At 62.6% G+C, this 23,508-nt stretch carries 28 protein-coding genes and 1 tRNA gene; 9 read left to right on the forward strand and 20 right to left on the reverse strand.

The genetic code is table 11. The annotated features are described in order from the left end of the window. Positions 1 to 19 precede the first annotated feature (19 nt). Positions 20 to 946 (reverse strand): RNA polymerase factor sigma-32, encoded by a 927-nt coding sequence (locus FNB15_RS17765; RefSeq protein WP_144257998.1) that lies wholly within the window; start codon positions 944 to 946, stop codon positions 20 to 22. A gap of 265 nt (positions 947 to 1,211) precedes the next feature. Here FNB15_RS17765 and FNB15_RS17770 point away from each other — a divergent pair, with 265 nt between their 5' ends. From FNB15_RS17770 to FNB15_RS17780, 3 genes are all read left to right on the forward strand, one after another. Beyond that, positions 1,212 to 1,769 (forward strand): MarR family winged helix-turn-helix transcriptional regulator, encoded by a 558-nt coding sequence (locus tag FNB15_RS17770; protein WP_246068723.1) that lies wholly within the window; start codon positions 1,212 to 1,214, stop codon positions 1,767 to 1,769. Positions 1,770 to 1,905: 136 nt separating this feature from the next. Beyond that, entirely contained in the window at positions 1,906 to 2,751 is an 846-nt protein-coding gene (locus FNB15_RS17775) for an AAA family ATPase (protein ID WP_144257999.1), read from the forward strand. A gap of 15 nt (positions 2,752 to 2,766) precedes the next feature. Then, positions 2,767 to 3,951 (forward strand): vWA domain-containing protein, encoded by a 1,185-nt coding sequence (locus tag FNB15_RS17780; RefSeq protein WP_144258000.1) that lies wholly within the window; start codon positions 2,767 to 2,769, stop codon positions 3,949 to 3,951. Here FNB15_RS17780 and FNB15_RS17785 read toward each other — a convergent pair. The 12 genes from FNB15_RS17785 to FNB15_RS17840 form a co-directional block, all read right to left on the reverse strand. Further along, entirely contained in the window at positions 3,948 to 4,571 is a 624-nt protein-coding gene (locus FNB15_RS17785) for a DNA-3-methyladenine glycosylase I (RefSeq protein ID WP_144258001.1), read from the reverse strand. The two genes, FNB15_RS17780 and FNB15_RS17785, sit on opposite strands and share 4 nt — an antisense overlap. Before the next feature lies 1 nt (position 4,572). Beyond that, positions 4,573 to 4,860 carry a YciI family protein gene (locus FNB15_RS17790; protein WP_144258002.1) on the reverse strand — a complete coding sequence of 96 codons (288 nt, stop codon included), beginning with the start codon at positions 4,858 to 4,860 and terminating at the stop codon, positions 4,573 to 4,575. Positions 4,861 to 4,874: 14 nt separating this feature from the next. Beyond that, the gene (locus FNB15_RS17795; protein ID WP_144258003.1) at positions 4,875 to 5,462 is read right to left on the reverse strand and encodes a TetR/AcrR family transcriptional regulator; all 588 of its coding nucleotides are present in this window, start codon (positions 5,460 to 5,462) and stop codon (positions 4,875 to 4,877) included. A 129-nt stretch (positions 5,463 to 5,591) separates the two neighbouring features. Continuing rightward, positions 5,592 to 6,161, reverse strand: coding sequence for a hypothetical protein (locus FNB15_RS17800; RefSeq protein WP_144258004.1), 570 nt, complete (start codon positions 6,159 to 6,161; stop codon positions 5,592 to 5,594). A gap of 7 nt (positions 6,162 to 6,168) precedes the next feature. Continuing rightward, positions 6,169 to 6,726, reverse strand: coding sequence for a hypothetical protein (locus FNB15_RS17805; protein WP_144258005.1), 558 nt, complete (start codon positions 6,724 to 6,726; stop codon positions 6,169 to 6,171). A gap of 149 nt (positions 6,727 to 6,875) precedes the next feature. Continuing rightward, positions 6,876 to 7,421, reverse strand: a complete 546-nt coding sequence (locus FNB15_RS17810; protein WP_144258006.1) for a hypothetical protein — start codon at positions 7,419 to 7,421, stop codon at positions 6,876 to 6,878. A gap of 3 nt (positions 7,422 to 7,424) precedes the next feature. Continuing rightward, complete coding sequence (locus FNB15_RS17815; protein ID WP_144258007.1) at positions 7,425 to 7,976, reverse strand: hypothetical protein; 552 nt, start codon at positions 7,974 to 7,976, stop codon at positions 7,425 to 7,427. A gap of 115 nt (positions 7,977 to 8,091) precedes the next feature. After that, entirely contained in the window at positions 8,092 to 8,574 is a 483-nt protein-coding gene (gene rpsI, locus FNB15_RS17820; RefSeq protein WP_144258008.1) for a 30S ribosomal protein S9, read from the reverse strand. Beyond that, the gene (gene rplM / locus FNB15_RS17825) at positions 8,574 to 9,041 is read right to left on the reverse strand and encodes a 50S ribosomal protein L13 (RefSeq protein ID WP_144258009.1); all 468 of its coding nucleotides are present in this window, start codon (positions 9,039 to 9,041) and stop codon (positions 8,574 to 8,576) included. The genes rpsI and rplM overlap by 1 nt, the downstream gene beginning before the upstream one ends. 463 nt (positions 9,042 to 9,504) lie before the next feature. Next, entirely contained in the window at positions 9,505 to 10,362 is an 858-nt protein-coding gene (locus FNB15_RS17830; RefSeq protein WP_185973598.1) for a response regulator, read from the reverse strand. A gap of 13 nt (positions 10,363 to 10,375) precedes the next feature. After that, positions 10,376 to 14,392 (reverse strand): PAS domain S-box protein, encoded by a 4,017-nt coding sequence (locus FNB15_RS17835; RefSeq protein WP_144258011.1) that lies wholly within the window; start codon positions 14,390 to 14,392, stop codon positions 10,376 to 10,378. A 156-nt stretch (positions 14,393 to 14,548) separates the two neighbouring features. Further along, a complete protein-coding gene (locus FNB15_RS17840) occupies positions 14,549 to 14,971 on the reverse strand; it encodes a PaaI family thioesterase (protein ID WP_144258012.1) in 423 nt (140 codons plus the stop codon). Between the two features lie 165 nt (positions 14,972 to 15,136). On the opposite strand from FNB15_RS17840, the gene FNB15_RS17845 reads away from it, so the two are divergent. Beyond that, positions 15,137 to 15,211, forward strand: a tRNA-Asn gene (locus FNB15_RS17845). A gap of 255 nt (positions 15,212 to 15,466) precedes the next feature. Continuing rightward, complete coding sequence (locus FNB15_RS17850) at positions 15,467 to 16,111, forward strand: porin family protein (protein ID WP_144258013.1); 645 nt, start codon at positions 15,467 to 15,469, stop codon at positions 16,109 to 16,111. Positions 16,112 to 16,133: 22 nt separating this feature from the next. Here FNB15_RS17850 and FNB15_RS17855 read toward each other — a convergent pair whose 3' ends face one another. From FNB15_RS17855 to FNB15_RS17865, 3 genes are all read right to left on the reverse strand, one after another. Next, the gene (locus tag FNB15_RS17855) at positions 16,134 to 16,517 is read right to left on the reverse strand and encodes a response regulator (RefSeq protein ID WP_144258014.1); all 384 of its coding nucleotides are present in this window, start codon (positions 16,515 to 16,517) and stop codon (positions 16,134 to 16,136) included. Positions 16,518 to 16,694: 177 nt separating this feature from the next. Next, entirely contained in the window at positions 16,695 to 16,931 is a 237-nt protein-coding gene (locus tag FNB15_RS17860) for a DUF2798 domain-containing protein (RefSeq protein ID WP_144258015.1), read from the reverse strand. A 34-nt stretch (positions 16,932 to 16,965) separates the two neighbouring features. Continuing rightward, positions 16,966 to 17,451, reverse strand: coding sequence for a DUF2938 domain-containing protein (locus tag FNB15_RS17865; RefSeq protein ID WP_144258016.1), 486 nt, complete (start codon positions 17,449 to 17,451; stop codon positions 16,966 to 16,968). A gap of 70 nt (positions 17,452 to 17,521) precedes the next feature. Between FNB15_RS17865 and FNB15_RS17870 the strand changes: the two genes are divergently transcribed. Next, positions 17,522 to 17,956: a helix-turn-helix domain-containing protein gene (locus FNB15_RS17870; RefSeq protein ID WP_144258017.1), complete on the forward strand. Its 435-nt coding sequence runs from the start codon at positions 17,522 to 17,524 to the stop codon at positions 17,954 to 17,956. Here the strand turns inward: FNB15_RS17870 and FNB15_RS17875 are convergent. Both FNB15_RS17875 and FNB15_RS17880 read right to left on the reverse strand, forming a co-directional pair. Next, positions 17,953 to 19,659 carry a sensor histidine kinase gene (locus FNB15_RS17875; protein ID WP_144258018.1) on the reverse strand — a complete coding sequence of 569 codons (1,707 nt, stop codon included), beginning with the start codon at positions 19,657 to 19,659 and terminating at the stop codon, positions 17,953 to 17,955. The genes FNB15_RS17870 and FNB15_RS17875 overlap by 4 nt on opposite strands. After that, a complete protein-coding gene (locus tag FNB15_RS17880) occupies positions 19,601 to 20,032 on the reverse strand; it encodes a response regulator (protein ID WP_144258019.1) in 432 nt (143 codons plus the stop codon). Before FNB15_RS17880 ends, FNB15_RS17875 begins: the two co-directional genes overlap by 59 nt. A gap of 198 nt (positions 20,033 to 20,230) precedes the next feature. Between FNB15_RS17880 and FNB15_RS17885 the strand changes: the two genes are divergently transcribed. After that, positions 20,231 to 20,857, forward strand: a complete 627-nt coding sequence (locus FNB15_RS17885; protein ID WP_144258020.1) for a LysE family translocator — start codon at positions 20,231 to 20,233, stop codon at positions 20,855 to 20,857. A gap of 13 nt (positions 20,858 to 20,870) precedes the next feature. Here FNB15_RS17885 and FNB15_RS17890 read toward each other — a convergent pair whose 3' ends face one another. Then, positions 20,871 to 21,125 (reverse strand): hypothetical protein, encoded by a 255-nt coding sequence (locus FNB15_RS17890; RefSeq protein ID WP_144258021.1) that lies wholly within the window; start codon positions 21,123 to 21,125, stop codon positions 20,871 to 20,873. A gap of 82 nt (positions 21,126 to 21,207) precedes the next feature. Next, positions 21,208 to 21,981 (reverse strand): glucose 1-dehydrogenase, encoded by a 774-nt coding sequence (locus tag FNB15_RS17895; protein ID WP_144258022.1) that lies wholly within the window; start codon positions 21,979 to 21,981, stop codon positions 21,208 to 21,210. A 122-nt stretch (positions 21,982 to 22,103) separates the two neighbouring features. Between FNB15_RS17895 and FNB15_RS17900 the strand changes: the two genes are divergently transcribed. Both FNB15_RS17900 and FNB15_RS17905 read left to right on the forward strand, forming a co-directional pair. After that, the gene (locus tag FNB15_RS17900) at positions 22,104 to 22,547 is read left to right on the forward strand and encodes a winged helix-turn-helix transcriptional regulator (RefSeq protein ID WP_144258023.1); all 444 of its coding nucleotides are present in this window, start codon (positions 22,104 to 22,106) and stop codon (positions 22,545 to 22,547) included. A 96-nt stretch (positions 22,548 to 22,643) separates the two neighbouring features. Further along, positions 22,644 to 23,501 (forward strand): LuxR C-terminal-related transcriptional regulator, encoded by an 858-nt coding sequence (locus FNB15_RS17905; RefSeq protein WP_185973599.1) that lies wholly within the window; start codon positions 22,644 to 22,646, stop codon positions 23,499 to 23,501. The last annotated feature ends 7 nt before the right edge of the window (positions 23,502 to 23,508 follow it).

Here is a 23,508-nt window from a genome sequence, read left to right on the forward strand (position 1 = left end):
CGACAGCGGGAAGACGCCGTCAGGCCAGTGCGAGGTGGCTCGCATCCTCCAGCGCCGGTGCGATCTTTTCACCGGCCTGGCGGGCCTTGCGCTGCACGGCGGACTGCAGCTTGCTGAAGGCCTTGGTCTCGATCTGGCGCACGCGTTCCTTGGTCACGCCAAGCTTGCCGCCAAGCTCTTCCAGCGTGGCCTTGTCCTCGTTCAGCATGCGCTCGGTAATGATCATCTGTTCGCGCGGGCTGAGCTCCTGCAGCGATTCCGTCAGCCAGACGTGGCGCAGGCCGCCGTCCATCTTGGAGGTGACGATTTCCTCGGGATTCGGGCCCGGATCGACCAGGAAATCCTGGAAAGCGTCGCCGCCCTCCTCGCCGCCAACCGTCTCGTTCAGCGAGTGATCCTTGCCCGACAGGCGCTGCGCCATGTTGGTCACGTCCTTGGGCGAGACCTTGAGCGCCGTGGCAATTTCATCGCGCGTGGCGTCGTCGAGCGTCAGCGTGCCGCCACCGGCCCGCTCCAGCTTGGCGCGCAGCCAGCGCAGGTTGAAGAACAGCGCCTTCTGGCCAGCCGAGGTGCCGGAACGCACGATCGACCAGTTGCGCAGCACATATTCCTGGATCGACGAGCGAATCCACCAGGACGCATAGGTGGAAAAGCGCACGCCGCGTTCGGGATCGAAGCGGTTCACTGCCAGCATCAGCCCGATATTGCCTTCCTGGATCAGGTCGGGCATCGGCAGGCCGTAATTGCGGAAACGGGTCGAGGTGGCGACCACGAGGCGCAGATAAGCCGTCACCAGCTTCTGCATCGCCTTTTGATCTCCATCAAGGCGCCAGGCGCGGGCGTAGCGTAATTCTTCTTCCTCCGTCAGCATGGCCTTGGTCATGACGGTGGACAGGTAGCGCCGGTCGGCGCTGTCGAGAGTCCGGGGGGCGGAAGCGATGGCCATTTGTATGTCCTCCATCGACTTTCACCCTTAGCTGCACTAGGTTGCTTGCACTGGAGCCAAGTACAGGGTCGGGCGAAGGGGCTAGTTGGTATCGGGTCGATACAAAACCACGATACGCCCGCCGATGTTCCTCCAGCAAGCGGTAATAGCGAGTCGAAACCAAACTGTGATGCCGATCACCGACCTTAGCCATGCCGTAGCCGGCAGCCCCCCCAGCGGAGCTGTGCAGAGCGATAAATCCGCGATAGCTCAAAGGGTTATCGTTTTGCTCGACCGCCTCGGCCGGCTCACCCGCGAATTGCAGTTCGCCGACGGGCTGAACCCGGCCCAGTGGGAAGCCCTGCGCTTCCTCGCCAAGGCCAACAAGTATTCCCGCTCCCCCACCGCGCTGGCCGACTATCTCGGCGCCACCAAGGGGACCGTCTCCCAGACCCTGATCGCGCTCGAGTCCAAGGGGCTGATCACCCGCTGCAAAAAGACCGAGGACCGCCGCCAGGTCGATCTCTGCCTCACCGATGCCGGGCAAGCGATGCTGGGCAAGGATCCGATGCAGACCCTGGAACAGGCGACCCTCGAAATCGCCGATGAACTGGGCTCGGAAATGGTCAAAGGCCTGTCCCGCCTGCTGCATGATCTGCAGACCCGCAACCAGATCAATGAATTCGGCGTCTGCCAGGATTGCTCGCTGTTCTGCGTGAACAGCCAGGCCGCATTGGCCGCGCTGGAGGTCAAGCCGGAGGCCGGCACCTGCGGTAATACCGGCGAGACCATCGACATGGCCGAAAAGACCAAGATCTGCGTCAACTACAAGACGACCAACTAGGTCCTCCCCCCTTTCCCGCTGCGAATGTTGACGCTACGTCATGCCCTGGTGCTCCACCAAGATGGTTGCGCGCTGCCATGACGCGACCTAGCGTTCATCGACACATTCATTTCGCAGATTCCGGGAAAGCCGACAGATGAAGTTCAAGGGTACCGAGTCCTACGTCGCCACCAACGACCTCAAGGTGGCGGTGAATGCCGCTATCACGCTGGAGCGGCCGCTGCTGGTGAAAGGCGAGCCGGGCACCGGCAAAACCGTGCTGGCCATCGAGATCGCCAAGGCGCTGAACGCCCCGCTGCTCACCTGGCATGTGAAGTCGACTACCAAGGCACAGCAGGGCCTGTACGAATACGACGCGGTCTCGCGCCTGCGCGACAGCCAGCTCGGCGACGAGCGCGTGAAGGACATCCGCAACTACATCAAGAAGGGCAAGCTGTGGGACGCCTTCACGGCACCGCAGCGCCCGGTTCTGCTGATCGACGAGATCGACAAGGCCGATATCGAATTCCCCAACGATCTGCTGCTCGAACTCGATCGCATGGAATTTTTCGTCTACGAGACGAATGAGACGATCAAGGCGAGCCAGCGGCCGATCATCATCATCACCTCGAACAACGAGAAGGAACTGCCGGACGCCTTCCTGCGCCGCTGCTTCTTCCACTACATCCGCTTCCCAGAGCGCGAGACGATGGAAGAGATCGTCGATGTGCATTATCCGGGCGTGCAGAAGAACCTGCTGCGCGATGCGCTGAATGTCTTCTACGATATCCGCGAGACGCCGGGCCTGAAGAAGAAGCCCTCCACCTCCGAACTGCTCGACTGGCTCAAGCTGCTGATGGCCGAAGACCTGCCGGCCGATGCGCTGCGCACCAAGGACCAGGGCAAGCTGATTCCGCCGCTGGCCGGCGCGCTGCTGAAGAACGAGCAGGATGTGCATCTGTTCGAGCGGCTCGCTTTCATCGCTCGGCGTGAGCGCAATTAGGGCGAGCGCAACACGATGTTCATCAACTTCTTCCTCGAACTGCGCAAGGCCAAGGTGCCCGCCACGCTGCGGGAATACCTCACGCTGATCGAGGCGATGGACAAGAACGTGGCCGAGTATCGCGTTGAGGATTTCTATTATCTCTCGCGCACGACACTGGTGAAGGACGAGCGCAACCTCGACAAGTTTGACCGCGTCTTCAGCCAGTGCTTCAACGGCCTGCAGTTTGCCGGGGCCGGCGCCGAGATCACCGCAGAGATCCCCGAGGAATGGCTGCGCAAGCTGGCCGAGAAGGTGCTCACGCCCGAGGAAATGGCGCAGATCGAGGCGCTGGGTGGCTGGGACAAGCTGATGGAGACGCTGAAGCAGCGCCTCGAAGAGCAGAAAGGCCGTCACCAGGGCGGCAACAAGTGGATCGGCACGGCGGGTACCTCACCCTTCGGTGCCTATGGCTACAATCCCGAAGGCGTGCGCATCGGCCAGGACAAGTCGCGCAACCGCCGCGCCGTGAAGGTGTGGGACAAGCGCGAATACAAGAACCTGGACGACAGCGTCGAGCTCGGCACGCGCAACATCAAGGTGGCGATGCGGCGTTTGCGCAAATTTGCCCGCGACGGTGCCGATCTGGAACTCGACCTGCCCGACACCATCAAGTCGACCGCGGCCAATGCCGGTTATCTCGACATCAAGATGGTGCCCGAGCGGCATAACAAAGTGAAGGTGCTGCTGCTGTTCGATATCGGCGGCTCGATGGACGACCATATCCGAGTCACCGAGGAGCTGTTCTCGGCGGCGCGCGCCGAGTTCAAGCACATGGAATTCTTCTACTTCCACAACTGCGTCTACGAGAAGCTGTGGAAGGACAATCGCCGCCGGCACAGCGAATTCATGCCGACCTGGGAAATGCTGCGCACCTACCAGCAGGATTACAAGCTGGTCTTCGTCGGCGATGCCACGATGAGCCCGTATGAGATCGTGCAGCCGGGCGGCAGCGTGGAACACTGGAACGAGGAAGCCGGCGCGGCCTGGATGCAGCGCCTGCTCGACACCTACCCGAAGGCGATCTGGCTCAACCCGGTGCAGGAAAAATACTGGGATTACACGCCGTCTGTCGGCGTGATCCGCCAGCTCATGAACAACCGCATGTTCCCGCTCACGCTGGACGGGCTGGAACGCGGGATGCGGGAGTTGAATCGCTAGGCTTGGCGTTTCGCCACGGGCCGCTTGAAAGCCTTGCGCGCCTTTTCGGCCTTCGCACGGATCACACACCCCTCGGCATGATCGTTGATCAGCCCCATCGCCTGCATAAAAGCGTAGACCGTAGTCGGGCCGACGAAAGCCCAGCCCAGCTTCTTCAGTTTTTTCGACAGCGCGATGGCCTCGGCCGAGGTCGAAGCCGTCTGCGGCTTGGCCAGTGACTTCACATCCGGTTCGTGACACCAGAAGAAAGCCGCCAGCGAGCCATGCTCGGTCACTGATTCCTGCGCGCAACGGGCATTGTTGATCACCGCCTCGATCTTGCCGCGGTGACGCACGATCCCCTCGTCTTTCAGCAAACGGGCCACGTCGCGCGGCGTGAAGCGCGCCACCGTGTTGAAATCGAAATTCTGGAAAGCGGCGCGGAAATTCTCGCGTTTGGCCAGAATGGTGCGCCAGCTCAGGCCCGACTGAAAACTTTCCAGACAGAGTTTTTCAAACAGGTGGTGGTCGTCGTCGACCGGAAAGCCCCATTCCGTGTCGTGATAGGCGGGGAATTCCGACGCGATGCTGCACCAGCGGCAGCGTGGCTTGCCGTCGGGGCCAGGAAGCGTGCCGGCCATATCACGCCACCATGAAATTCAGGCGCTCGTCGGCCCTGGAGGGTGCGATTTCGAGAATTTCTGCCCGCACCACATCCCCGGCCACGAAGGGGTCGGCGTTCACGCGCTGCTGCAAATCCTCTGCTGTTGCACCATGTGCGAGAATGGCACCGCCTTGACCTGGCTTGATGCTGCCGGCCAGCAGGAACACGCCATCGGCAAAACCCTGGCGGAGCCAGGCATTGTGGCCATCCATGAACTCACCGGCTTTCGCCTTGTTGGCGGAGAATTTCAGCAACACGACAAACATCCGGTGGCTCTCTTTCAGCGTTTCTTCGTTTTTGACGGCACGAGACAGGCATCGAGCCAGGCATGCATCTGATGCACTTCTTGACGCATGAAAGCCTCGTCATGGAAGGCTGTGGCCAATGTCGCCACGCCCTGACTGCGCATCAGCAGATGCATCGCCAGTACATCCGCATCGGCCTTCCGGCCGAGCAGTTCAAACTGCCGCCGCAACCAGACGCGGAACAGCGTGAACAGTGCTTTCGCATCGTCTTTGGCCACATGACCAAGTTTGGCCAGTTCGGTGCAGAGCGTGCCGACCGGGCAGCCATAACGTTTGATGTCGGTCCGGTTGACAATCAGCATGTCGATGAAGCTGCGCAGCCGCGCCACCGGTGTCGTGCCGGCGATCTCCCACTGATCCAGCATGGCGCGGGTATTGACCAGGCGCCGCGCGATCACTGCATCCAGGATTTCATCCTTGGTTTTGAAATGGTAATAGAAATTGCCGCGCGAAATACGCACAGCGGCGGCGATATCGGCGAAGGAAGTGTGGTCATAGCCACGCCGGTAGAACAGCCCGTCGGCCGCCTCCACGATCTCTGCGCGCGTTCCTTGCTCGCTCACTGCCTGCATTGCCCCACACTTGAATCAGACGATCGCCCTAATTATTAGGACGATTGTCCAAATGACGTCAAGCCCGATCCTGAATGTACGACCGGACAAATTTTCGGGGTTTATGTGAGGGAACGGGCCCTAGCCCACTTCCACCTGGTCGAGCGACATCGGAGCTTCGGCCGTGCTGCCGCGCGGCGGCGCCGGATCAACGGTGAAACCGTCGCGCAGCAGGAAGCGGCTCTGCATCGCCTGCACGGCGTATTCCATGTTGGGCGCCGGCACTTCGTAGTAGCGGCCCTCGATCCATTTATGCGCCGGATGGCTGAACGAACCGGCACTGCTGCCCAGATCGGCATTGCGCACCACTACGCGCCAGGTGCGATAGCGGCGGTCAACCACGTCGACGATGGTGGAGGTATAGCCGTAAGGCAGGTCGGTCTCCTTATGACGCGCCGCCAGCGAGTCCAGATCCTGCTCGGCGCGCACCACCTGGTTCTTCAGGTCGGCGATGCTTTCATGCAGCGCCCGCACCGCCTGTTCGGCATCGTTCACCTGCCGCTCGAAGTCTTCCTTCACCGCCGAGATCTCGTCGGCCTTCAGCCGCACCCGTGTCCAGGCGGCGTGGCTGCGCTCGCCCAGCAGGATGATGATCATCACCGCGATGCCGATATTGGCGCCAGCGGCGAGCACGCCGATGAACTGGGTCATCGAGAAATCAGGCATCGCCGAGCCTGATCTTGCCGTTGAACGGACGGATCAGCATGACTTCCGACAGCGCGCCGAAGATCTTCTTGCTGCGCAGCCGTACCGCCTGCTCATCAGGCAGGCCCCACATCACCACGCGTGCGGTGCGCCGGCCGGGGAAGGCCGCGACGCTGGAGCCCGGGCCGCTGAACATCTCGTGCATTTCCGGACCGATCAGCTTCACATACCAGCCGGTCTCGTGCGGCTTGGGCGAACCGACCTCGTAGATCACCATGTTGCGCGCATCGCTGAATTCGACTTCGCGCGCCATCATCGCGCCATAGGCATTCTGCTTCTCGGACAGGCGCAGTTCGAGCGTGGCCTTGTCTTCCTGCAGCTTGTCGTAATCGACCCGGATGTCGGAGAGCCTGGTGCGCAGCTGGTCGGCCTCGCTGACCAGCCGGTCGAGCTGGAACCGGCCGCGGGCATAGTTGAACACATAGCGCTCGAGGTTGTTCGCGCCGAGCGAGACGGCGAAGAACATCAGCAGCGACGGCAGCAGTGCAGAAACGATGTCGACGACATCCATGCCGACCGGCCTTCCAGCTATTGCCCCTGAGGGTGTATTCCCTCCGGGTACTGTCGGCCAAAGGCGGGCCCAAATCAATCCGTGTTTTACCGCTGATTGTGCAGTTTGCCGGGCGAATCGCCCTTCGAATCCATTGGCCAATCCAGCAGTTATGCCGAAGGCATGGGCGAATCCGACGATGCCTCGCCGACGTTAACCACCACGAAACCGCGATGGCGCGGCAACAGGCGGTCCATCACCGACCGCGCCTCGGCCTGGTTCTCCGCGGCGATGACGTAGAGCCGCCCCTGCCCCCACTGCCCGGCCGGCTCGGTCTCGGGCAGGTCGGCACCAAGCGCGGCATGGCGTGCGGTGAACCGCCACGAGCGCGCATGCATGTCGCGGCTTTCCATCGGCACGACGGTATAGGCGAAGGGATATTCGGTGCTGTCGAGCCCGCGCTTCAGCGCGTCGCATTCCGCCACGGTCTCGATCAGCTGGCGTCGCACGGCGCCGATGGCGGGCTTCTGTTCGGCAATGGCACGTTCGACCTGCTCCAGCCGCTGGGTGAGCTCGTACTGGCCCTGGCGACGCATGGCCTTCTCGCTTTCGGCACGGCGATAGCCGAGCCGGGCACGGTCCACCACGATCCCAAGCGCCAGGCCGAACAGCAACAGCGCGATCAGTGTCGACAGCACGGTGAGCAGATCGTCCATCGCTCAGGCCTCGTGCCAGAAAAGCTTGCCGTCGAACGGCCGCTGGTCGATCACCCTGGCGCCGTCACCACTGAAATTGAGCATCACCGCCTGCGCCGAATCGAAAGTTGCAGCCCAGACGACCAGCCGCACGCGGCGCCGGCCGCCCATCGCGGTCGGCAGCGAGGCAAGACCGGCGAACGGCATCACCGCTGCCGGACCTTCAATGCGGAAATAGAAACCCGGCACGCCCGGCGCGGGAGCCCCGGCTTCGGCCACCATGTTGTTCTGGCGGTCGGCGAGACGGCGTTCCTGGTCCTGCAGGCTGGCGCGTTCCTTGATCTGCATGGCGAGATCGCCGTCGAGCTGCGCCTTCTCGTCGCGCAGGGACGCCAGCTCGCCGCGCTTGCGGCTGTAGTCGCTCTGCAGCTGTGCCTGCCTTGTCGCCTCGCCGGTACCGGAACCGCTGGCATTGAGCTGGTAGATGGCGGTTTCGATATAACCGGCCAGCCCGCCGGCGGCGAGCAGCACCAGCATTGCCGGTACGACAAGAAGCAGTACTGATTCGGCATCCATGTCGCCCCTCCCCCCGCGCCGTAGATGATAGTGAACTGCACTGGTACTCAAACGAAAAAAGCCGGAGCTTGCGCTCCGGCCTTTCTCTGAGGCTGCAACAGCAGCCGATCGGATATTAGCGCTTCGAGAACTGGAAGCTGCGGCGAGCCTTCGGCTTACCGTACTTCTTACGCTCGACCACGCGGCTGTCGCGGGTCAGGAAGCCCTGCGCCTTCAGCGCCGGACGCAGCGTCGGTTCGAAGTAGGTCAGCGCCTTCGAGATGCCGTGACGCAGCGCGCCGGCCTGGCCCGAAAGGCCGCCGCCGACGACGGTGGCGTAGATGTCGAACTGGCCGGCACGATTGGTCACGACCATCGGCTGGGCGAGCAGCATGCGCAGCACGGGACGAGCGAAGTAATCGTTGCTCTCCTTGCCGTTCACGGTGAACTTGCCGGTGCCCGGCTTGATCCAGACGCGCGCGATGGCGTTCTTGCGCTTGCCGGTGGCGTAGGCGCGGCCGAACTTGTCGAGCTTGCGCTCGCCCTCGACGGCAGTGGCGGCGACGGCGGCCTTGGCGTTGCCCAGGCTCAGATCGGCGAGTGTACGGGACTCAGCCATTAGTCGTTCCTCTTGTTCTTCGGATTGAGCGCGGCGACATCCAGCTTCACGGGCTGCTGCGCCTCATGCGGATGCTCGGCACCCTTGTAGACCTTGAGCTTGCTGAGCTGGCGGCGAGCCAGCGGGCTCTCCTTCGGCAGCATGCGCTCGACGGCCTTCAGGATCACGCGCTCGGGGAAGCGGCCGGCAAGGCCCTCACCGATGGTACGGCCCTTGATGCCGCCCGGATGACCGGTATGCCAGTAGAAGACCTCGTTCGCGGCCTTGCGGCCGGTCACACGGACCTTCTCGGCGTTGATGACAATGATGTTGTCGCCGGTATCGCAGTTCGGCGTGAAAATGGCCTTGTGCTTGCCGCGCAGACGCATGGCGATCAGGGAGGCGAGCCGCCCCAACACCAGGCCATCGGCGTCGATCAGCAGCCACTTCTTGTCCACTTCGGACTCTTTGGCGGTGAAGGTCTTCATCTGACGTCCTGACAGAGTAGTAAAAATCCCGCCGGACAGCCGGCGGGCGGATCGGGGCGCACTATGAGGATTTTTGCTGCGCTGTCAAACGGGTTCTGCCCTGTGAAATCAATATGTTAGGTGGCGGTATTATTTTACCTACACACCACTTCATATAAATCAAGGACTTAAGCCTCTCATCGTCATTCCCGCGAAAGCGGGAAGCCAACTTTTCTGCTGGATCCCCGCTTTCACCGTGGCGACGGGGACTGAAAACGCTTCATTCCGGCTCGCGCGGGTTCGTGGCGCTTCGCCAGCGTTCGCGGCGGTTCGTGGGTGTTCGTAGCGCTTCGCCAGCGTTCGTAGCAGTTCGTGGGCGTTCGCAGCGGTTCGTTCTGCTCCTGCGGGTTTGGCAACCGGGTGGCACACGCCAACAGAACGATATGGGAACGCCGCGTCCTGCCGTCAAGGCCCCACTCGCCCGCTACATCATCGGTTTACGCAGCGCCGCAAACAGTTTTGGCGTGGAACGGATCGCATGCTCGATGCGCGACTTCAGATCCTTGGTCGTGGTCGGCTTGATCAGGTAGCCCGAGACCTTCAGCGCCTGCGCTTCCTTCACCGTATCCGCGTTGCTGTCGCCGGTGATCATGATGACCGGCGTATCCTCTATACCCTTCATATTGAGCTGACGCAGGCCCTCGAGGAATTTCAGGCCGCCCAACGGCTTCATATGCACGTCGCAGAGGATCAGGTTGGGCTTGAACTTGGCCACTTCCATCAGGCCTTTCATGCCATCCGTCGCTTCCGCCGTCGCGGTCACGCCGAACTGCCCCAGCATTTTCTTGACTGTCTGACGAACGATCTCCTCGTCATCGACGATCAATACGCGCATCTTGCCGAAATCGACCGGCAGGCCGTGATGCACCCGGGCAGCCAGCTCGGCGTCGTTAGCGATAATGCTGTCGATCTGCTCCCGGATCTGGTTGAGGCTGACCGGCTTCACCATATAGCCCGCGACCGAATGCCCCTGCGCTTTCAGTCGATTTTCATAACCGCCATCGGCCGTGAGCATGACAATCCAGGTACGATCAAGATCGTCGCTAGTGACGGTACGGAACTGCTCGATGAACTGGAAGCCATCCATGAAACCCATATTGATGTCGCAGAAGATGATGTCGGGCCGCGCCCGCACGATCTCGCCCAGGCCCTCTACGCCATCCCGAGCCTCTGCCACATCGCGCACGCCGATCTGCGTCAGGATGCGCCGCGTGATCACGCGCGTGTAGGATTCATCCTCAATCAGCAGAATGTTCAGTCGCGAATAATCGATCTTGGGCATCGGGCTCCCCGGTCTATGCGGCGGGCTTAAGGGCGGAGATGGCAGCCGAGAAACTGTCGGCCTGCTTCTGTAGTTCGGCGATACGCGCAGCAGCCGCTGGGACATTCCCGGCATCGAGATCGCTTTGCATCTCGGCGGCGCACTCGCCCAGTTGCACTGCCCCAATACTGCGGCCGGCACCTTTCAGCGCATGCACCAGATCGCGCGCTTCGGCGGCGTTGCCCGCCCTGAGTGCGGCGTCGATGGCGGTAATGCGGTCTGGCAAATCACCCGCGAAGCCCTGAACCAGTTCGGCGGCATCCATCGTGTAGCCGCCGAAGATATCGGCGATCCGGGCAAGGTCGAAAACCGACGACTCGTTGACGGGCGCCGTCGGTACGGGTGTAGCGCTCGCCACCTCACCATTGCCATCGTGGCGCCGCAACGCTGTGCCTTGCGGCATCCATTTCTCGATCGTCGACCGCAGCAAGGCAGTGCTGATCGGCTTGGTCAGGAAACCGTCCATGCCGGCGGCGATGCAATGCTGTTCGGTTGCCGCCATGGCATCGGCGGTCAGGGCGATGATCGGCAGCCGCGTCCCGCTTCCCTCCTCGACTTCGCGGATGGCCGTCGTCATGGCGAAACCGTCCATCACCGGCATATGGTAGTCGGACAGGATCAGGCCATAGCCGCCCTGTTCGTACATCTTCAGCGCTTCTTCGCCATTCTCGGCGATTTCATGTGCGTAGCCCATGCGCGTGAGAATGCGGCGGATGATGTGCTGGTTGGTCTTGTTATCTTCCGCCACCAGGATCAGCGCCCGATTGGCGCGCGCTTCGGCCACCGACGGCGGCAGCCACCCGGCTTCTACCGACGAACGGATATCATGTTCGCCCATATCGGGGACGCGACCAGACGCGTAGGCAAGGCCGCGCCAGAATAGCTGTCGCGGCAGCGGCAACGGCAATACCGCGCTGGCGCCGTCTTCCTTGACGCGACCCATGGTGGAGAGCATCGCACGCTGCGTGGCCACCAGCACTTTCAGGTTGGACAGGCCAAGCTGACGAATGCGTTCCATCGCCTCAACCGCCAGGAAAGAGTCGCGCAGCAGCAGGAAAGCAACCGCGACTGGCACACGCCGCGCCATGGCTGTCAGGGCCTCCTCGAAATCGTGGTGCCCGGCAGTCTCGACCTGCGTGATCTTCGCCGCCGTCAGATAGCGCTGCACGATGGCGCCACCGGTGTCATCGAAACCGACCATCACGACGCCAAGATCGGATATATCCGCCGGCGGCGCATCCAGCACCGGATCGACCACCTGGAACGGCACTTCGAACCAGAAGGTGGAGCCTTCGCCGAAGATCGAATGGACGCCGATCTCGCCCCCCATCAGTTCGACGATGCGTTTCGAGATGGTGAGACCCAGCCCGGTGCCGCCGAATTTGCGTGACGTCGATGCATCGGCCTGCTGGAAGGCCTGGAACAGCCGCCGCACCTGGTCATCGGACAGGCCAATACCGGTATCGCTGACATCGAAGCGGATCGTTTCGACGCTACCACGCGCGCGCGACGCCAGCCGCCGCGCCTTGAGCAGGACATGGCCCTTCTCAGTGAACTTGACCGCATTGCCCAGCAGATTGATCAACACTTGGCGCAGGCGGTTGGGATCGCCCAGCAACTTGACCGGAATATTCGGATCGACCTCGACCAGCAGTCGCACCGCCTTGTCATGCGCGTTTAGTGCCATCACCTCGGCGGCATTTTCAGAAACAGCGGCCAGATCGAACGGCACGGCTTCCAGATCGAACTTGCCAGCCTCGATCTTCGAGAAATCGAGAATATCATTGATGATGGTCAGCAGCGCTTCCGCCGACGAACGGATCACGCGCGAGATGTCGCGCTGATCGCTGTCGAGATCGGTAGAGTCGAGCATTTCCACCATGCTCATCACGCCGTTCATCGGCGTGCGGATTTCATGGCTCATCATCGCAAGGAAGGAGGATTTCGCCCGCGTCGCCTCTTCCGCCGTTTCCTTGGCTTGCAGCAGGGCCTGCTCGGCTTCCCTGCGCTGGGTGATGTCGCGCACTGCCGCTGAGACCAGCTTCTCGCCGGCAATCGGGCTGAGACTGACATCGATGGGGAATTCCGTACCATCGCTGCGCCGCGCCGCGAGCGGACGACCCGTGCCCATTGACCTTGCCGTCGCGTGATTGAGGAATTCATCCCGAATCTGCACATGCCCGCCGCGAAAGCGTTCCGGCATCAGCATCTCGACAGGCCTGCCGATCACATCGGTTCGCCGATACCCGAACAGGCTTTCCGCCATGTGATTGAAATGAACGATGTTGCCTTCGGCGTCTACAATCACTGTCGCATCCGGCGCCCCCTCGAACAGCGCAGCGGAAAGGTTGCGTTCCTTTTCAAGCTGGCGCTCAGCGTCGCGCCTCTCGGTCACATCCTCGACGAAGCTGATCAGGCAGTCTTCATCGCCGAATTTGATGCGGCTGGCAGCAGCGGTGAGTATGCGCGACTGGTTCGAAGCTAAACGAAAATACTTGATATCCTTTGGTCCGTGGCCACCCGCAGTGAATGCACGTTTGAAGTATTCACCGACCTGCGCCCAGTCGATGGCAGCGGTCACCTGCTCCAGATGATCCGGATCGGAAACGGAATGCGCCAACCCCAGAATGCCGAGTGCTCGTTCATTGATAAAGCGCACCTGCAGCCCCGGCGTCGCGACGAGCACGCCCAGAGGCGTACGGTTCAGCAGCTCAGCCAGCCGCTGCTCCTTCTGCGCCACGCTACGGGCGAGATTGTCGTTACGCTCATAGGCCGCCTTGAACTCGCGCACGGCCTGCGCCATGGCGCCGATCTCGTCACTGCGTTCCACATACGGCACGCCGATCGCGAGATTGCCCGACGACAGGCCGGTCATAACTTCCGAAAGCTTGCGGATCGGCCGCGTCAGCGTGCGCGCGAAGAAGAAACCGATCAGGCTCACGATCAGCACCGCCGCCAACGCACTGGTGATCGCCGTGCGATGGCCTTCTTCCAGTGCCGCGAAGAGTTCCCGCGTGCCGGCCTGCGTGATGAGCGCCCAGGTGACACCATCCAGATTCACCGGCTTGTACAGCGCTAGCACCGGCTGGCCACGGACATCCGTGGCCGTCTGTTGTGCTTCCTTGCCGGCCAGTGCGCCACGCACCGGCTCTCCGTCCATCCTTGCCATCAGGAATGCGTTGGAACTGAACCGGCTGTCGGACCGCATCAGATAGTCCGGCCCGACCAGCAATACTTCGCCGGTTTCGCCAAGGCCGGTCGGATCGAGCACAATCTGGCTGATGCGCTCGCTGGAGAACGAAAGCACGAGCGCGCCGATGGCGTGCTGCAGATCCACATTCAGTTTTGAGGCGACGAAGGCGAGGCCCTCGCCGCCGGCAGGGGCATATCTGGAAAAGTCTGCGAAGGCGGTATCGCCGAGCGGCACATGAGCGAGCGCCCGTGTATAGAGTTTGGCAAGCTCCGTATTGGCGTAGGGACCGTTCAAAACATTTGTGCCGAAATCGTCGTCCTTGCGCGTGGTATAGACGATGTCTCCGGCATCGTTGATCAGCTTCACATCCCGGATGCCCTTGATCTGAGCCAGACGCCGGATGTTGTTATGCACCTCGCGATGGATAGTGGAATACAGCGAGCCGTCATCGGCATCGTCCACGGCCTGACGGGCACCCACCGGAAAGCGTGACTCACTGCCATAGGCACGGCGCAGGTCTTCCACCTGCTCCGGTGTCATGCGCTTGAAGGCGTTTGACAGGCGCCGCATGGCGTCCTGGATATCCTGCCGCCGGGCGGCGACGGCGACTTCTTCCCGGATATCGATGATCTCCCGGATGACGGCAGCCCGCCGGCTCTCTGCCGCCGAATTCAGCTTGTCGATGGCAGCGGTGCTCAGGCCGCGCTCCGTGGTTGGCCAGATCGATCCCACCACGGCCAGGCCAACCAGCAGCGCAATCGCGCCGATCAGAACCGGAAGCTTGTATTCATAGCGCATCCCACCCCCCGGCGCCGCTCGACCTAGACTAGAATATAGCAGGCAAATACGAGCTATGCCTGCAAAATCAGTAGGTTAGAGAATGCCGAGAAGAGGCGGAAGTGAAAATTCCTTTGCTTTCAATACTTTGCGCCCGGACGCCGGTTTTTCAACGATTCAGGTGCGACGTGCAGGTGGAATGGCGTAAGTCAGCACCGAATGCGCCACGGGCTCATCCACCCCTGCCGAATACAGGCTGAGTTCGATGATGGCGAGCGTCTTGCCCAGTTTGAGCATGGTGGCCGCGGCACTGAGGTCGCCCAGGCCGGGCTTGCGCAGGAAGTTGATGTTGAGATTGGTGGTGACCGCCAGCGCCACCGGGCCAATAAGGCCGAGCAGCAGCATATAGGCGGCGCAATCGGCCAGCGTCATCATGGCGGGGCCGGAGACCGTGCCGCCCGGACGCAGATTCTGCTCGGTGATCGGCATGGCAAGGCGCAGCGTGGCGCCGTCCCACTGTTCGATTCGGAGTTTGAGCGGCCGCATCTGCGGGAATTCGCTGTCGAGAAAGGCCGTCAGTTCAGCCTGGGTCATTTTCATAGTGATGGTTCCCTCACCCGCTTCAGCTTTCGGGCTTAGCATCTGGCGCACAAAGGGAAAAGCCGGTTTCGGAACGCGCGGACGCGGCCGCGAAATTTTCGCCAGGGTGAGTTCCTGGGGGCTTGCGGTCGGGGGCCTAGGTGGCTAGGTTCCGCCCCGCACTGATCCGAGGTAGCTCAGTGGTAGAGCAGGCGGCTGTTAACCGCCCGGTCGGGGGTTCGAATCCCTCCCTCGGAGCCATTTTTCCATAAATTGAATCTGGCCCGCCGACTTTCGGCATCGCATCCGCATGCCTGCTGCGATGCGTGACGCCCCTCCCTTACACCTCCGGTTCACAGCAAAAGCAGGACACGGTCTGATCCGCGTCTCCGAGAGGTATTGCCGACTGAGTTATGAGTGTGTTCCGGCTGCAACAGCCGCGCCTTTCTGTCGCAGCCCGGGAATTTCAGAACGGCCGCACCGTTTTTTTGCAGTCCCTGTTTTTTGGAGCGACCAGTGCCCCGTCATATCTTTTTCGTATCCATCGCCGCCCTGCTCTCACTTGGTCTTGCCGGCGCCGCATCGGCGCAGGACGCGTCGTCCACCATGTCGCAGTCGCGGAGCGGCTGGTACGGCACACTGTCGGGCAACTGGCTGGTGCCGCGCGACTACGACGGCGAAGGCCAGGAGTGGAAAACCTATAACGGCTATGGCGTCTATGGCGCGCTCGGCCATCGGCTGAATGAGAGCTGGCGCGCGGAAGCCGAAATCGGCTATGGCACCGTCGAGAACGACCGCATCTCGGTCGGCAATTCCAGCACCAAGGTCGATGGCGATATCCATACCTACTCGGCGACGGGTGCGCTCTACTACGACACGCCCACGCTCTTCTCGCTGCAGCCCTATCTGGGCGCCGGCGCCGGCGTGGTGCGTCAGCGCAATGAGCGCAATGCCGTCACCGTCGGCGGCCGCAGCTTTCCTGAAGGCAGCACGCCCACCGACCTGACGGCCTTTGCCGAGGCCGGTCTGAGCTTTGATCTGGGCAATGCACTGGAGCTGGTGCCGTCCTATCGCTATCAGTGGATCGATGACGGCCGGGATGGCTTCGACGACAGCGGGATTCACGTTGCCCGCCTCGGCCTGCGCTACTGGTTCAACTGAACAGCGCGACCGCAGAATCCTGTCACTGGTACTGGGCGGCCTCGGCCGTTCGCGTCTGCCGCACCAGCTGCAGCAGATCTTCAGGCTGGAACGGCTTCTGCAGCGTGGCCATGGCGCCGAAAGCCTCGGCCATGCGCAGATAGTCCATGCCGCCGTCGCGGCCGCTGCCGGACACGGCGATGATTTTCACGCCCGGCTGCTCTTTTACGAGGGCGCGGATCGTCTCGATGCCTTCCTGATCCGGCATCAGGATGTCGGTGATGACGAGATCGAACCGCTGTTTCGCAAACAGCTCCATGCCGCTACGCCCGTTGGCGGCGCGTGTCACGCTGTGATCAGCCGCCACGAGGATCGTCTCGATGATCTTGGCCATCGGATCGTGGTCTTCGATTACCAAGATATGCATCGTCACCTCCGGTAGATTGGATGTGCGGCACTGCGCCGATCAGCAGTAAGCAGACGATTATTTCTTTCGCATTACGCCTCGGAGTCAACCTCATATTCGCGTGAGCGCTGCAGAAAATACCTGCATACACGCGTTGCAGTGCAAAAAATGCTGCAACGCATGAGTTGCTTCAACGTCTCACTGTCTCACCATGCGTGACACTGCCTTGCGCGCCAGCGGCGCCACCACCAGTACGACCGGGAAGGCCACCATCCAGGACGGCAGCCATGCGCCGAGCCAAAGGTTGATGAAGCCATCGGTCAGTACGATGCCCGGGCCTGCCGTGCGCAGGGTGGCGATACCGGAGACGATAAAAGACATCAGGGCGGACAGTACGAAACCGAAAATGACGGGAGCGAAACGCGCGGAGATCATGGAAGTTTCCTTTCGGGGAATGAGTGACAAAGAATCAGGCCGCTGCGAGCAGACAGGCCGCGAGATAAAGTCCGCAACCAAACACCAGATGCGTGATCAGGCTGCGCAACCGAGTCGCCAGCGGATCGGGCGTCCGCGCACCGGCGACACCTGAGCCGAAGGCCGGCTGCATCACCAGGTACGGCAAAGCTACGCTGACCAGGCCGAAAACCAGGGCCGGCATCGGCATGGGCGCCTGCAGCCAGCCCTGCCCTACGGCAGCGACCAGCACAGCGGCAAAAACAACGCCGATCGCGTAATGCGCGCCCCAGCCGATCAGGGCCTCGGCCGGCACCGGCGCGGCCCGTCCGATACCGTCATGGCGGAATTGCCCGTGCGCCATGTGGCCGACCCAGCGCCCGACCATGCGGTAGTCCAGACCGCTGACGCCATAGACGCGCCGCAGCAACCAGCCCCAGAGGTCCATCACCAGCGTCGCGCCGATGCCGACCAGAAGAATACGTAGTGCCGTCTCTGCCATCCTGAAAACCTTTCTTGTCAGATGTGAGAATGACGCTATCCTACAAATTCAAGTTCACTTGAGGTCAAGCATGAAATTGCTCGATATTGCCGAAGTCGCGGCACAGGCCGGGGTGCCGGCCTCGGCGCTGCGTTTCTATGAGGAAAAAGGCCTGATCGCCTCGGTGGGCCGGCGCGGCTTACGCCGTCTGTTCACCGCCGATGTGCTGGAGCGGCTGTCGCTGATCGCGCTGGGCCGGCTGGCCGGTTTCAGTCTGGAAGAAATTGCCGCGATGTTCTCGCCCGATGGCCGGCTGCGGATCCGGCGCGAGAAACTGGCCGACAAGGCCGACGACCTCGACCGCACCATCCGCCGGCTGGCGGCGATGCGCGACGGTCTGCGCCATGCCGCGGTGTGCAAGGCGCCCAGCCATCTGGAATGTCCGACCTTCCGCCGGTTGGTGAAGGCGGCCGGACGGCGCAGGACGCAGCCGGTGTCAAAAGCGGTGTCGAAGCGCGTCGCCTAGCTGGCGGCGTCCTGCTCCGGCATGGCCGCCATGCCCGGCGCGGCCAGCGGGAAATGCAGGCGCATTTCCACGCCGGCCTGGTTCAAATCATCCTGTGGCGCATCGCGCCAGGTGAAGCTGCCTTCGATCTGTTCGGCCAGGACGGCGGCGAGCTTGGTACCCGAGGCGCTGACGCCCTCGCTGGCCAGTCCGACACCGTTGTCGCGCACGATGATCTCGGCGGCATCGCCATCGCGGCGCAAGGTAATGGTGATCTCGCCGGACCGCCCGTCCGGAAAGGCATGCTTCAGCGCATTGGTCACGGCTTCCAGCACGATCAGCGCAACCGGCACGGCCTGGCGCACGTCGATCGTCACAGTTTCAAGGTCGCAGTGGACGGCAATACCGCGCTCGGGCGGCACGACGCCGGGATTCACCGCCAGCGCCCGAATGAAGGAACTGAGTTCCAGCGAACTGTATTCGGCACTGCGATACAGCAGGCTGTGAATTTCCGAGATCGCCCAGATCCGCTTGCCGATTTCCTTCAGCATCACCGCCGGTTCAATCGGTTTGCGGCTCTGGATGCGGATCAGCGACTGGATGGTCTGCAGGTTGTTGTGAATGCGGTGATTGACTTCTTTCAGCATCGCTTCGCGGATCGCACTGGTGCGCCGCGCCTCATCGAGCAGGCGGCGGTCATGCTCGGCGGCAACGCGGATGCGGTCCAGGTCGATCCGGCGCAGCATGCCGGTCAGCGCGAAATGGGCAAGAATGGCGCAGACGATCAGGATCAGGACATTGCCGACCATGGCGCGTAGCGTGTCGAACCAGACCACCTGCCTGGAGAAACCATGCACGGCAAACAACGGCAGATCGGGCACGCGGACGAAGGCATAGGTGCGCACGATGCCATCCATCCGCCCCGGCGCGTCGAAGTAGCCGGCGGCAGACTGCGCCATCGCGCGCATGCCGGCTCCGTCAGGCAACATCGTGGTCGGCGGCTCGCCCGGATCGGGGCGCGCCAGGATCTTGCCGTCGGTCCGCACCAGCACTGCGGCAGAGCCTTCGTCGAAGCCCATCTTCGACAGGAAGTCGGTGAATTTACTGATCTCGGTCGAGGCCGTGGCAATACCGCGGAACTCGTCACCGGGCAGCCGGCGCGCGATCGTCATGGTGTCGCGCTGCAGCGGCCGCAGCAACAGGCGGTCGATCACCAGCTTCTGGCTGCCGCCGCTGAGTGCGATGAAATAATCGCGATCGGCAAAATTGGCCTTCAACGGATAGGTGCGGCTGCCGGCGACGGCGTCGCCGTTTTCATCGATCACGCCGAGGCTGGTGGTGTACTGAAAGCCCGCATCCATTGCCTGCAGCATCTGGTGCAGGCGGCGCGGTTCGATCCCGGGATTGTCCTGCATCACGCGATCGATCTGATTGAGCAGCATGATCTTGCTCTGCAGCACGCGGCTGGCATATTCGCTCACCAGCGCAGCACCCTGACGCGACCGCTCCAGCGCGGCGGAATGCTTTTCCTGCCAGACCTGCCAGGTCCACAGCGATCCGATCGCCACCACGGCCACCAGCAGGATGGCGGCAATCAGTTGCGCGGAATATCGCGCGGCGCCAGCCTGTGTCTTTCCGCTTTTGACCTTCATGTCGATGGTGGCCTCAACCGGCCGCGCCGGCGAGCAGCGGCTCGATCCGGCGAACCACCTCGTCGATGTCATAGGGCTTCAACAGCAACTCGCAGGTACCGCGCAGATCGGCCGGCACATCCTGCGTCGTGATCGCACCTGAGGTCAGCAGCACCGGCGTTTCCGGCCGGTGGTCGCGCAGCCAGCGCACCAGGCCAATGCCGTTCAGCGTTCCGGGCAGATTAACATCGGAAAACACGACATCGACGCGCAGGCCGTTTTCCATCAGCACAACCGCCTCGTCGGCGGAGCGGGTCTCGGCCACCTGGTAGCCGGTGTCGCGCAGATGGTCGGCTATCACCATGCGCACCAGAGCCTCGTCCTCGACGACGAGGATCGCGGCCTTGCCGGCCGCCTGCCCCGCTGCCTGCCCTGGCGCAGAATGATTGTTGTCTGCCTCACCCATGCCATTTCCCACCCGAAAGACTCGCCCTCAACTTTGTCTGAACCGTCTGGTTACGGCAAAGTTCCGTCTGACGGCACGGAAAAATGGGTTCCTGGGGATAACTCCGTTGATCCACCGCCGCCGGTCCGCCCCGGCAAGTCATTGTCAGGGTACATCTCTTTGCTTGTTTCGGCGGCCCGGCGGGGCAAAGCTGCCGCCATGATCGACGACGTCAACCTCCCCCTCATCCTGCTCGCCGCCCTGCTCGCCACCGGCAGCCCCGGCCCCGCCACGCTCAACATCGCCGGCACGGCGATGACCTCGGGCCGCCGTCATGCGTTGGCGATGGCGTCCGGCGTCAGCACCGGATCGCTGATGTGGTCGACCGCTGCGGCCTTCGGTCTCGGCGCGGTGATGCTGGCCAATGCCTGGGTCTTCGAACTGATGCGCTATTTCGGCGCCGGCTACCTGATCTTCCTGGCGGCGAAATCGGCCAGATCGGCCCTGACGCCGGGCGATCTCGCCACGCGCGCCGGCATATACTCGTCCGCGCGGCGCGCCTATGCCGGCGGACTGGCGCTGCATCTGACAAACCCGAAGGCGATCCTGTTCTTCGGTTCGCTCTATGCCGTCGGCGTACCGGCCCAGGCCTCGCCGCTCACGCTGCTCACCATCATCGCCGCCATCGCGGTACAGAGCACACTGCTCTTCCATGGCTATGCGCTGCTGTTTTCCAGCGCGCCGGCGGTGCGCGTCTATCTGCGGCTGCGCCGTTGGTTCGAGGGCGTGTTCGCGCTCGCATTCGGCTATGCCGGCTTCAGGATTCTGACCGCCAGACTTCAGTAGGAAATTGTCGGAATCAGTGGCTGGTGTTTTCGAGTGAATCCGCCTGCAGCGCCATCAGGCGCAGCGCGGCATCCACCACCTTGTCGAAGGATGGCTGCGTGGCGCCGATCAGGCGGCGGCAGATTTCTTCCTCACTGATACCCGTACGCTTCGCCAGTTCGGCGATCCTGTTGCGCTGCTCAAGCGTCAGCAGCGGCGTGGTCGAGCCCGGAAACTCGGTCCGGACTTCTCCCATCGCCACCACGCGCGGCTTTTTCGGCATCAGCATGGAAGCCCATACGGCCGATCCGGGTAAAAGTTCCCGCCAAGCTGCGATTTCCGGGAGGGGGAATACCCCCTCCCGGACTCAACTAGCCGCGGAAGACCGGACCGCCGAACGGCGCGCCATTGGTGCCGCCATCGACGAAGAGTTCGGCACCGTTGATATAGGCGGCCTCGTCCGAGGCGAGGAACAGCACGGTCTTCGCGATCTCGTTGGCCTCGCCCAGGCGACCAAGCGGGATGACGCCCGACAACCGCTTTTCCAGCTGTGCCTTCGCGTCCGGTGTTGGGGCAGAACTGTCCCAGATCGGCGTGCGGGTGGCGCCGGGCGACACGACGTTGACGCGGATGCCGCGCGGCGCGAATTCCGAGGCCAGCACGCGGCTCATGCCACGCAGACCGGCCTTGCTGGCGGCATAGGCCGCGGACCCCGGCGAACCCATCTCAGACATCACCGAGCCGGTCAGGATGATCGCACCGCCGTCATTCAGGTATGGCGCGGCGGCCTGCACGGTGAAGAAGGCGCCGGTGATGTTGGTGCGCAGCACCTGCTCGAAAGCCTCCAGGGTGCTGGCGCCGACCGGCGTGCGGCCGGGGACGCCGGCATTGGCGAACACGATATCCAGCTTGCCGAAAGCCTCCGCCGCATCGGCCACCGCCTGCTCCGTGGCAGCGACATCGGTGGCGTCGGCCTGCAGGGCAATTGCGTTGGGGCCGAGTTCGGCCAGGGCGGCGTCCAGCGTGGCCCGGTTGCGGCCAGTGATCGCCACGCGGGCGCCTTCGGCGATGAAAAGCTTCGCGGTGGCCAGGCCGATACCGCTGTTGCCACCGGTGATTAGCGCCGTCTTGTTCTTGAGCCTCATGGAAGTCTCCTGTCCGTTTCTTTGGTTTCATCATAAAACCATGCTTGTGGTGTAATCTCGTCAGTTTTATGATGCAACCACATTGACCGGGCGGCGCGTGACGGCGCGCACAGGAGACACGGATGAGACGGACCAGCCTGAACGATGCTGACTGCCCCGTGGCCCGGGCGCTGGATGCCGTGGGCGACTGGTGGTCGCTGCTGATCGTGCGCGACGCCATGTTTGGCCTGCGCCGCTTCGGCGAATTCCAGAAAAGCCTGGGGATGGCGAAAAACATCCTGACCACGCGGCTGCGTGACCTAGTAGCCGCCGGGATTCTGGACACCGTGCCTGCAACTGATGGCGGCGCTTACAAGGAGTATGTGCTGACCCAGAAGGGCCGCGACCTCTTCCCTGTGCTGGTCGCCCTGCGGCAATGGGGTGAGACACACCAGTTTCCCACTGGTGCCTGCCGGATCGAGCTGCTGGATCGCGAAAAAGCTGAGCCGGTGCGTCCGCTGGAACTGCGCGCCGCCGATGGCCGGCTGCTGAGCGACGCCGACACGATGATACGCCTGCGCAACTAAACGCAAAAAACGGTGAAGCCGGGCCGAAGACTCGACCAGCCTGCGTTTCTTTTGGTGGCCGATCGGCTACACTGCTCCCGCAACGGGAGACACCACTTGGCAGACCCCTCGATCAACTTTCTGGACGATACGCGCCCGCCTGGCCCTCCAGGCGGCGGCGCGAGCGACAAACGTAACTGGAAAGTCCTGATCGTCGACGATGAGCCCGACGTTCATTCGCTCACCAAGCTGCTGCTGCGCAATTTCAACTATCGCAAGCGCGGTCTGAATTTCCTCAGCGCCTATTCCGCCACCGAAGCGCGCGACGTGATGCGCGACAATACGGATATCGCGCTGGTGCTGCTGGACGTGGTGATGGAGACCGAACATGCCGGGCTGGCGCTGGTCGATTTCATCCGCACCGACCTGAACAACAAGTCGACACAGATCGTGATCCGCACCGGCCAGCCGGGCCAGGCGCCGCCGCTGACCGTGGTGTCGAACCACGGCATCAACGACTACAAGGAAAAGACCGAACTGACGCAGCAGACCATGATCCTCACCGTGGTGAAGGCGCTGCGGCTGTATGAGGAATTCCTGCCGAGCTACATCGCCGCCGCGAAATTCGCCAATCTGGCTGAACGCGCGAAAGCTGGCGCCGACGACCGCGAATTGCTGCGCAGCCTGCGCCACGAACTGGAAGGCAGCGACGATGGCGCCGCACGGCCCGCCGCGGTCGCCGAACCAGCCGATCCGCGCCTTGCCGCGCTGACCGATCGCGAACGCGAAGTGCTGAAATGGGTCAGCCAGGGCGATTCAAACAAGGCCATCGCGATCCGCCTGGGCGTGCAGGAAGTGACCGTGAAGGCGCATCTGCGCCAGATCTTCACCAAGATGCAGGTGTTCAACCGCACCCAGGCCGCCTCGCTGGCGCTGCGGCTGCTGGAACGCGACGTCGAGACGCCGATCCGCTGATTCAGCC

The organism is Ferrovibrio terrae (assembly GCF_007197755.1).
Taxonomy (GTDB): Bacteria; Pseudomonadota; Alphaproteobacteria; order Ferrovibrionales; family Ferrovibrionaceae; genus Ferrovibrio; species Ferrovibrio terrae.

What these genes read in the sequence shown, in the direction of transcription:
- FNB15_RS17830 (WP_185973598.1), bottom strand. Translation starts at nt 10,362, where the DNA reads ATGCCCAAGATCGATTATTCGCGACTGAACATTCTGCTGATTGAGGAT.
- rplM (WP_144258009.1), bottom strand. Translation starts at nt 9,041, where the DNA reads ATGAAGACCTTCACCGCCAAAGAGTCCGAAGTGGACAAGAAGTGGCTG.
- FNB15_RS17870 (WP_144258017.1), top strand. Translation starts at nt 17,522, where the DNA reads ATGAAATTGCTCGATATTGCCGAAGTCGCGGCACAGGCCGGGGTGCCG.
- FNB15_RS17860 (WP_144258015.1), bottom strand. Translation starts at nt 16,931, where the DNA reads ATGATCTCCGCGCGTTTCGCTCCCGTCATTTTCGGTTTCGTACTGTCC.
- FNB15_RS17890 (WP_144258021.1), bottom strand. Translation starts at nt 21,125, where the DNA reads ATGCTGATGCCGAAAAAGCCGCGCGTGGTGGCGATGGGAGAAGTCCGG.
- FNB15_RS17900 (WP_144258023.1), top strand. Translation starts at nt 22,104, where the DNA reads ATGAGACGGACCAGCCTGAACGATGCTGACTGCCCCGTGGCCCGGGCG.
- FNB15_RS17885 (WP_144258020.1), top strand. Translation starts at nt 20,231, where the DNA reads ATGATCGACGACGTCAACCTCCCCCTCATCCTGCTCGCCGCCCTGCTC.
- FNB15_RS17835 (WP_144258011.1), bottom strand. Translation starts at nt 14,392, where the DNA reads ATGCGCTATGAATACAAGCTTCCGGTTCTGATCGGCGCGATTGCGCTG.
- FNB15_RS17855 (WP_144258014.1), bottom strand. Translation starts at nt 16,517, where the DNA reads ATGCATATCTTGGTAATCGAAGACCACGATCCGATGGCCAAGATCATC.
- FNB15_RS17775 (WP_144257999.1), top strand. Translation starts at nt 1,906, where the DNA reads ATGAAGTTCAAGGGTACCGAGTCCTACGTCGCCACCAACGACCTCAAG.
- FNB15_RS17765 (WP_144257998.1), bottom strand. Translation starts at nt 946, where the DNA reads ATGGCCATCGCTTCCGCCCCCCGGACTCTCGACAGCGCCGACCGGCGC.
- FNB15_RS17880 (WP_144258019.1), bottom strand. Translation starts at nt 20,032, where the DNA reads ATGGGTGAGGCAGACAACAATCATTCTGCGCCAGGGCAGGCAGCGGGG.
- FNB15_RS17895 (WP_144258022.1), bottom strand. Translation starts at nt 21,981, where the DNA reads ATGAGGCTCAAGAACAAGACGGCGCTAATCACCGGTGGCAACAGCGGT.
- rpsI (WP_144258008.1), bottom strand. Translation starts at nt 8,574, where the DNA reads ATGGCTGAGTCCCGTACACTCGCCGATCTGAGCCTGGGCAACGCCAAG.
- FNB15_RS17805 (WP_144258005.1), bottom strand. Translation starts at nt 6,726, where the DNA reads ATGGATGTCGTCGACATCGTTTCTGCACTGCTGCCGTCGCTGCTGATG.
- FNB15_RS17875 (WP_144258018.1), bottom strand. Translation starts at nt 19,659, where the DNA reads ATGACATCGACGAGGTGGTTCGCCGGATCGAGCCGCTGCTCGCCGGCG.
- FNB15_RS17840 (WP_144258012.1), bottom strand. Translation starts at nt 14,971, where the DNA reads ATGAAAATGACCCAGGCTGAACTGACGGCCTTTCTCGACAGCGAATTC.
- FNB15_RS17780 (WP_144258000.1), top strand. Translation starts at nt 2,767, where the DNA reads ATGTTCATCAACTTCTTCCTCGAACTGCGCAAGGCCAAGGTGCCCGCC.
- FNB15_RS17800 (WP_144258004.1), bottom strand. Translation starts at nt 6,161, where the DNA reads ATGACCCAGTTCATCGGCGTGCTCGCCGCTGGCGCCAATATCGGCATC.
- FNB15_RS17785 (WP_144258001.1), bottom strand. Translation starts at nt 4,571, where the DNA reads ATGGCCGGCACGCTTCCTGGCCCCGACGGCAAGCCACGCTGCCGCTGG.
- FNB15_RS17790 (WP_144258002.1), bottom strand. Translation starts at nt 4,860, where the DNA reads ATGTTTGTCGTGTTGCTGAAATTCTCCGCCAACAAGGCGAAAGCCGGT.
- FNB15_RS17815 (WP_144258007.1), bottom strand. Translation starts at nt 7,976, where the DNA reads ATGGATGCCGAATCAGTACTGCTTCTTGTCGTACCGGCAATGCTGGTG.
- FNB15_RS17865 (WP_144258016.1), bottom strand. Translation starts at nt 17,451, where the DNA reads ATGGCAGAGACGGCACTACGTATTCTTCTGGTCGGCATCGGCGCGACG.
- FNB15_RS17810 (WP_144258006.1), bottom strand. Translation starts at nt 7,421, where the DNA reads ATGGACGATCTGCTCACCGTGCTGTCGACACTGATCGCGCTGTTGCTG.